The organism is Nocardiopsis endophytica (genome assembly GCF_027706725.1).
GTDB classification, from domain to species: domain Bacteria; phylum Actinomycetota; class Actinomycetes; order Streptosporangiales; family Streptosporangiaceae; genus Nocardiopsis_A; species Nocardiopsis_A endophytica.
Map to the genome: position 1 here is coordinate 39,100 of NZ_JAQFWQ010000051.1, position 7,781 is coordinate 46,880.

At 72.5% G+C, this 7,781-nt stretch carries 6 protein-coding genes; 3 read left to right on the top strand and 3 right to left on the bottom strand.

Annotated elements, in window-relative coordinates:
- Window positions 1–89: 89 nt before the first annotated feature.
- Together O4J56_RS17745 and O4J56_RS17750 are read right to left on the bottom strand one after the other, a co-directional pair.
- Window positions 90–314 carry a hypothetical protein gene (locus O4J56_RS17745; protein WP_270687077.1) on the bottom strand — a complete coding sequence of 75 codons (225 nt, stop codon included), beginning with the start codon at window positions 312–314 and terminating at the stop codon, window positions 90–92.
- Window positions 301–1,668, bottom strand: a complete 1,368-nt coding sequence (locus O4J56_RS17750; RefSeq protein ID WP_270687078.1) for a PspC domain-containing protein — start codon at window positions 1,666–1,668, stop codon at window positions 301–303. The genes O4J56_RS17745 and O4J56_RS17750 overlap by 14 nt, the downstream gene beginning before the upstream one ends.
- 171 nt (window positions 1,669–1,839) lie before the next feature.
- Here O4J56_RS17750 and O4J56_RS17755 point away from each other — a divergent pair, with 171 nt between their 5' ends.
- Window positions 1,840–3,048 carry an ATP-binding protein gene (locus O4J56_RS17755; protein ID WP_270687079.1) on the top strand — a complete coding sequence of 403 codons (1,209 nt, stop codon included), beginning with the start codon at window positions 1,840–1,842 and terminating at the stop codon, window positions 3,046–3,048.
- A 121-nt stretch (window positions 3,049–3,169) separates the two neighbouring features.
- Window positions 3,170–3,841, top strand: a complete 672-nt coding sequence (locus O4J56_RS17760) for a response regulator (protein WP_270687080.1) — start codon at window positions 3,170–3,172, stop codon at window positions 3,839–3,841.
- Window positions 3,842–3,946: 105 nt separating this feature from the next.
- On the opposite strand, the gene O4J56_RS17765 is transcribed toward O4J56_RS17760, so the two are convergent.
- Window positions 3,947–4,882, bottom strand: a complete 936-nt coding sequence (locus tag O4J56_RS17765; RefSeq protein WP_270687081.1) for a nucleoside hydrolase — start codon at window positions 4,880–4,882, stop codon at window positions 3,947–3,949.
- 182 nt (window positions 4,883–5,064) lie between these two features.
- Between O4J56_RS17765 and O4J56_RS17770 the strand changes: the two genes are divergently transcribed.
- Complete coding sequence (locus O4J56_RS17770) at window positions 5,065–7,431, top strand: UvrD-helicase domain-containing protein (protein ID WP_270687082.1); 2,367 nt, start codon at window positions 5,065–5,067, stop codon at window positions 7,429–7,431.
- Window positions 7,432–7,781 lie beyond the last annotated feature (350 nt).

The window sequence follows — 7,781 nt, forward strand, 5'->3', positions numbered from 1 at the left end:
GGCGGTCGCGCCCCAACCTAAATCAAAGTGATATGGATCACTAGAGGTTGCAAAGGGTTGGGTCCCCGTGGGATCGGGGCGGCGCCCCGCTATCCGCGGTCGGCGGAGTCGGCGGAGTCGGCGGAGCCGCGGTCACGCGCGCGCACCATCGCCCGGGCGATCCCCGCCAGCCCCAGGCCGACCGCCAGCGCGGGCAGCACCCACACCAGGTCGAACCCCCACTCGCCGGTCCCGCGCATCAGGAAGGCCGCACCGAGGACGACGAAGCACAGGCCCGCGATGAGCGAGCCCCAGTCGGTCCTATGCCTTCTCACGCCGCACCTCCAGGTCCCCCACGTACGAGGACAGCGTCACGTCCAGCACCGGGGCGTCCCCGGCCGCGGCGGGCTCCATCGTCTCCCGCACGTCCAGCCGCGGCCCCGACCGCATCGACTCGTCCACCCGGATCTCCCCGAACGCGGACGTGCCGTGCACCCGCACCCGCGCCTCCGGCGGCACGACGACCTCCATCCCGCCGAAGCCGACCTTCGCGCGCACCGCCACCTCGTCGCCCGGCCCCAGCTCCATCCGGGTCAGGTCGATCTCGGCGGTGCCCCCGGTCAGCTCGAACGGGCGCTGCGCCTCGGCGACCGTCCGCGGCCGCCACTGGGCCTCGCCGAAGCGCATCCCCGTCAGATCGGTGGCCGAGGCCGCCACCAGCAGAACCGCCACCAGCACCCCCACGACCGCGAGGCCGCGCGGGTCGCCGACCCACGCCCCCGCGACCAGCGCCAGCCCGATGATCACCGCGACGCTCCCCAGGTAGAGCGGCCCCGACTGGGGCCCGACCAGGGCCGCGAGCGAGAACTCGCCCGTGGCGAGCATGAACCCGCCGGCGGCGGCGACCGCCGCCCAGAAGGCGAACGCCAGCAGCCGCGTCCCCCGTGCGCGCCTGCGGCGCGGACGGTGCTTCTCCGACGCCTCCGGGGCCTCCGGTGACAGGGCCTCCGGAGATGGGCCCTCCGGCGGCTCCGGGGCCCCCGGTGCCTCCGGTTCCTCCGGTTCCTCCGGTGGCTCCGAGGACTCCGAAGGCCGCTGGGCCGCCGCACCGCCCGGTACCCCGCCGCCCAGCACCGCCAGGTCGATCGGCCCCGCCGGGGCCTGCGCCCACGGCTGCGCCGGGTTGTAGTACGCCGGGCCCGGCTCCGGCTCGGGCGCCGGGGGCGGCGGCGCATGCCGCCGCAGCAGCGACGGCAGCTCCCGGAACTCCCTCTGCAGCACCACGCCCCGCCCGTGCGCCGTCAGCAGTCCCAGCACCAGCGGCGCCGCCAGCACCAGCGTCCCCCAGGCCACCCCGCCCACCAGGCTCAGCGCCGTGGCCACCGCCAGCGCCGCCGCCAGCAGCGTCGGCACCGTCCGCGCCGGGATCTGCCGGTTGAGCAGCTGCTCGGCCATCGCCGGTCCGCCCCGGGCGTCCCGCATCGCCAGCCAGGCGCCCACGTACAGCAGCACCCCCACCAGCCCGGCCAGCCCGGTCAGGCAGAACGCCACCCGCCACAGCACCGGGTCCGTCCCGGTGTAGCGGCCCAGCCCCGCGCACACCCCGGTGAGCACGCCCGCGTCGGGGCGGCGGCGCAGCCCCTCGTCCGCGGTCGCCTCCCCCGCGGTCGTGTCCCCGGCGTTGTCCATGCTCCCCATCGTCGCCCCCCGAAGGCCCCGTGCCCATCGGGGACCACCCTGACCCCTCCCTGAGGCGCCCCCTCCCCACCCCGGCCGCACCTTCCGGGCGCGCCCCTGATGCCCCGCCGCCCGCCCCGGGGGCATGCTGGAGTCCCGCGGAGGAAAAGGGGAGCACAGGCGATGTCGGACACGGCGGCGGCCGAGGAGGCGCCGCGCATGCAGCGCGCCCGGGACGGGCGGCTGGTCGCGGGCGTCGGCGCGGGAATGGCCCGCCACCTGGGAATATCGACCACGGTGGTGCGCCTGGCCCTGCTCGCCCTCGGCTTCGCCGGTATCGGCATCGCCGTCTACTTCGCCCTGGTGTTCTTCGTCCCCGCCGAGGCCGCCGCGGACCCCCGGGAGCGCGCCGAGTCCGCCCGCCGCCAGGGCCGCGACCTGGCCCAGCTGCTCGCCTACCTCGCCGTCGCCGGGGTCGTCGGCATGCTCTTCCTGGTCTTCGGCGGGCTGTTCGACCCCCTGCTGTGGCTCATCGTCTTCGGCGCCATCGGCGGCGCCATCCTCTGGCAGCAGGCCAACCCCGCCCAGCGCGACGAGTGGGTGTCGGCCACCTCGCTGCGCTCCCGCACCGGCGTCCTGCGCGCCGGGGCCGGGATCCTCCTCATCGTCATCGGGGTCTTCGGCTTCCTCGCCTTCCAGCAGCAGCTCCACGAGGCCCGCGCCGGGCTCACCTTCGCCGTCGCCACCCTCGCCGGGATCAGCCTCGTGGCCGCACCCTGGATCGTCGGGCTCGTCCGCGAGCGCGACAGGGAGCGGCGCGAGCGCATCCGCAACCAGGAGCGCGCCGAACTCGCCGCGCACATCCACGACTCGGTGCTGCACACCCTCACCCTGATCCAGCGCCGCGCCGAGGACCCCCGCGAGGTGCAGCGACTGGCCCGCGTGCAGGAGCGCGCGCTGCGCGGCTGGCTGTACCAGCGCCCCGCTGACGCGGAGACCACCGTCAAGGCCGCCCTGGAGCGCGTCGCCGCAGAGGTGGAGGAGGTGCACGGCGTGCCCATCGACGTGGTGTGCGTGGGCGACGGGGACATGGACGACGCGATCCACGCCGAACTGCGCGCCGCCCGTGAGGCCATGGTCAACGCCTCCAAGTACGCGGGCCCGGAGACCGTCTCCGTCTACGGGGAGGTGGAGCCCGAGCAGGTCCTGGTGTTCGTGCGCGACCGCGGCCCCGGGTTCGACCTGGACGCGGTGCCTCAGGACCGTATGGGGGTGCGCGGGTCCATCGTCGGGCGCATGGAGCGCCACGGGGGCAGCGCCCGCATCCGCACCTCCCCGGGGGAGGGCACCGAAGTGCAGCTCACGATGCCGCGCATCAAGGGCGCCGAGTAGGCGCCAGGGGGCGCCGAGCGAGCGCCGGGGGAGCGCGGGAGCGGTCGCCGCACCCGCGCGCGCATGGCCGGGGTCGGGCAGCACCACCGAATCGGAGGCCCGGGTGGGTACAGTCGCCTATGTGGGAGACGACAATGAGACCTTTGCCGGAGGCGCGGCGGTACCCCGCGTCGTGATCGTCGACGACCACCGGCTGTTCCGCAGCGGGGTTCGCGGCGAACTGGGCGACGCCGTCGAGGTCGTCGGGGAGGCCGGGGACGTCGACTCCGCCGTCCGCGTCATCGCCGAGCACGGTCCCGACCTGGTGCTGCTCGACGTGCACCTGCCCGGCGGCGGAGGGGTGGAGGTGCTGCGCCGCGTCCTGGCCCGCCAGCCCGAGGTGCGGTTCCTGGCGCTGTCGGTCTCCGACGCCGCCGAGGACGTCATCGGCGTGGTGCGCGGCGGCGCCCGCGGCTACGTCACCAAGACCATCTCCGGCCGCGAGCTGGCCGACGCCATCGTGCGGGTGGCCGACGGCGACGCCGTGTTCTCCCCGCGGCTGGCCGGGTTCGTGCTGGACGCCTTCGCCGCCACCGACGCCCCGCCCATGGACCCCGAGCTGGACCGGCTGACCCAGCGCGAGCGCGAGGTGCTGCGGCTCATCGCCCGCGGCTACGCCTACAAGGAGGTCGCCAAGGAGCTGTTCATCTCGGTGAAGACCGTGGAGACCCACGTGTCGTCCGTGCTGCGCAAGCTCCAGCTCTCCAACCGCCACGAGCTCAGCCGCTGGGCCACCGCCCGCAAGCTGGTCTGACCGGCCTCCCGTTGATCTCGGGAAAGTCGGGCTCATGACGGCCCTCTTAAGGCCGACTTCCCCGAGATCAACGCGGGAGGGGCCCACACGGGCCCCTCCTGTGCTCTACCGCAGGGCGTCGGTCATCCGCTCCAGGAAGGTCGCGGCGTCGGCGTCCTGCACGAGGGTCACGCGCGGGCGGTCCTCGTCGTCGGGGCGCGAGAACGGGCGCAGGTCGGCGATGGTCAGCCCGCGGGTGTACTCGCCCTTCAGCTCCACCCGGATCGGGCGCTCCACCGACCGGGTCACCAGCCCGGGGTCGAGCAGGATGCCCGCCGCCAGCGGGTCGTGCATGGCGCTCTGCCGCACCCCGAAGACACTGCTGTACCAGCCGAAGTAGAAGTCCAGGAAGTCGGCGGTGCGCTGCGCGCGCTCGCCCGCGACCTCGCGGAGCGCGTCGAGCCAGGCCCCCGGCATGACCGCCTTCATCGTCACGTCCAGCGCCACCAGCGTCAGGTCGAACCCGGCCGCGAACACCCGCTCGGCGGCCTCCGGGTCGTTGGAGGTGTTGGCCTCCGCCCACGGGGTGACGTTGCCCGGCTCCTGGACGGCGCCGCCCATCACCACGACGCGGCGCAGCAGCTTGGGCAGCTCCGGCTCCAGCCCCAGGGCCAGTCCGATGTTGGTCAGCGGCCCCACCGCCAGCAGGTCGATCTCGCCCGGGTTCGCGCGGGCCAGCCGCACCAGCAGCTCGGCCGCCGACTCCTCCACCGGGGAGCCCTTGGGCGCGGGCAGGATGACGTCGCCCAGCCCGTTGGCGCCGTGCACCGACTCGGCCAGCGACGGCTCCTGCACCAGGGGGCGTCCTGCGCCGCGGGCCACCGGCACCTCGGGGCGTCCGTAGAGCTCCAGCAGCCGAAGTGCGTTGTCGGTGGTGGTCTCGACGGCGTTGTTGCCGAAGACGGTGCCGACGCCGACGAGTTCCACCTCCGGCTGCGCGGTCAGGTACGCGAGCGCGAGCGCGTCGTCGATACCCGGGTCGCAGTCGATGAAGACCCGCACGGGAATCCCCCCATTTCGCATGATCATCGTTGGTTCCGGTCCAGAATAGGGCTGCTCAGGGGGTGTCCCGCCGAGGCGCGCACCCCGAGGGCGGCCGCGTCGGCGGCCGCGTCGCCGGGACGGCCGCGGTCGGGAGGCGCGGGGAGGAGGAAGCAGGGGGCGAGTCCTCATAGGCTTGGTGGGTGTCCTCCTCTGAGCTACTCGAAGGTCTGAACGCGCCGCAGCGGGAAGCCGTCACGCACTCCGGATCGCCGCTGCTCATCGTCGCGGGCGCCGGATCGGGCAAGACCCGCGTCCTCACCCACCGCATCGCCCACCTGCTCTCCGAGCGCGGTGTGCGGCCGGGCGAGGTCCTCGCGATCACCTTCACCAACAAGGCCGCCGCCGAGATGAAGGAGCGCATCGAGGGCCTGCTCGGCTCCCGCGTCGCCCGCACCATGTGGGTGATGACCTTCCACTCCGCCTGCGTGCGCATCCTGCGCCGCGAGGCCGCGCGGCTGGGCTACCCGAGCAGCTTCACCATCTACGACTCGGCGGACTCCAAGCGCCTGATGCAGCTCGTCTGCAAGGAGCTGGACCTGGACCCCAAGCGGTTCCCGCCCAAGTCGTTCTCCGCCCAGGTGTCCAACCTGAAGAACGAGCTCGTCGACTACGACACCTTCGCCGAGCAGGCGCAGAGCGAGCAGGAGAAGAAGCTCGCCGAGGCCTACGCCCTGTACCAGCGGCGGCTGCACGAGGCCGGGGCGATGGACTTCGACGACCTGATCATGGTCACGGTCAACCTGCTGCAGATGTTCCCCGACGTCGCCGAGCACTACCGCAGGCGGTTCCGGCACGTCCTGGTCGACGAGTACCAGGACACCAACCACGCCCAGTACGCGCTCATCCGCGAACTCGTCGGGGAGGACGGGCAGGAGGGCGGGGCGCCGGCCGCGGTGCCGCCGCCGGAGCTGTGCGTGGTCGGCGACGCCGACCAGTCGATCTACGCCTTCCGCGGCGCGACCATCCGCAACATCCTGGAGTTCGAGCGGGACTACCCGTCGGCGCGGACCATCCTGCTGGAGCAGAACTACCGGTCGACGCAGAACATCCTGAACGCGGCCAACGCGCTGATCGAGCGGAACGACGGCCGTCCGGAGAAGAACCTCTGGTCCGAGCAGGGCGTCGGCCCGACCATCACGGGTTACGTGGCCGACAACGAGCACGACGAGGCGGCGTTCGTCGTCGGGGAGATCGACCGCCTCACCGACGAGGGGAAGGCGACCCCGTCCGAGGTCGCGGTCTTCTACCGGACCAACGCGCAGTCGCGCGTCTTCGAGGACGTGTTCATCCGGACCGGGCTGCCGTACAAGATCGTCGGCGGGGTGCGCTTCTACGAGCGCAAGGAGATCCGGGACATCCTGGCCTACCTGCGGGTGCTGGCCAACCCCGAGGACACCGTGAGCCTGCGGCGCATCCTGAACGTCCCCAAGCGCGGCATCGGCGACCGCGCGGAGGAGGCGGTGGAGCTGTTCGCCGCGCGGGAGCGCACGTCGTTCGCGCAGGCGCTGCGCCGGGCCGACGAGGCCCCCGGGCTGGCGACGCGGTCCCTCAAGGCGATCAAGGAGTTCAACGCGCTCCTGGAGGACCTGGAGGAGTACGCGCGGGACGCGTCCCCGTCCGAGATCGTCGAGGCGGTGCTGCAGCGGACCGGGTATCTGTCGGAGCTGACCGAGTCGAAGGACATCCAGGACGAGAGCCGGGTGGAGAACCTGGAGGAGTTCGTCGACGTCGCGCGCGAGTTCGAGAACACCTTCTCCGGGCCGCTGTACCCGGAGGACACCGAGCCTGAAGGCGCCGGGGGCGAAGGAGCCGGGCCCGAGGGCGCCGAGGACGCCGGGGGGGCCGGGGGGTCCGCCGACGGGGAGGGGCCCGGGGAACCGGGCGACGCCGGGGACGTCCCGGAACCGACGCTCGTGGACTTCCTGGAGCAGATCTCCCTGGTGGCCGATACCGACCAGATCCCGGACACCGAGGACGGCGGCGGGGTGGTCACCCTGATGACGCTGCACTCCGCCAAGGGGCTCGAATTCCCGGTGGTGTTCCTGACGGGCATGGAGGACGGGGTGTTCCCGCACATGCGCACGCTGGGGGACAAGAACGAGCTGGAGGAGGAGCGGCGGCTCGCGTACGTGGGAATCACGCGCGCGCAGGAGCGGCTGTACGTCAGCCGGGCCGCCGTGCGGAGCGCCTGGGGGTCGCCGTCGTACAACCCGCCGTCGCGGTTCCTCGACGAGGTCCCCAAGGAGCTGCTGGACTGGCGGCGGTCGGAGTCGTCGTTCTCCAGCCTGGGGTCCCCGAGGCCGCGCAGGGAACCGTCGGCGCGCAAGCCGTCGAAGGACGTCCCCACGCTGAGCCCGGGGGACAAGGTCACGCACGACAAGTTCGGCATGGGCACCGTGATGCTGGTCGACGGCGCCGGCGACCGGACGAAGGCGCGCATCGACTTCGGGGCGGACATCGGGGAGAAGGACTTCGTCGTCAAGTTCGCGCCCATCGAGAAGATCTGAGCGTACGAAGCACCCTCGGAAGCCTGTAATCTAGAGACATCGGCACGGACGACGCGGTGCGAACCGCGACCGGGCCGGACCCACACTCCAGCGGATGGCACGAGCACTCGTGCGGCCGGGGTAGGGTGGGAACCACTCCGGAACGACCACAGGTCATTGACAGGTGGAAGATCCTGAGTAAGATAGAAGGGTTGGCCTTCGATCGGACCTTCTGGTAAGGTTCTGAACGAGGGCGACGCCCTGAAAAAGCGGAAAGCCGCCTCTAGCGGAAAAGCGATACGGTTCGAAGAAGCCGGGGCTTGTACGGGATGAGCGGTTGTTTCTTGAGAACTCAACAGCGCGTGTTTGTT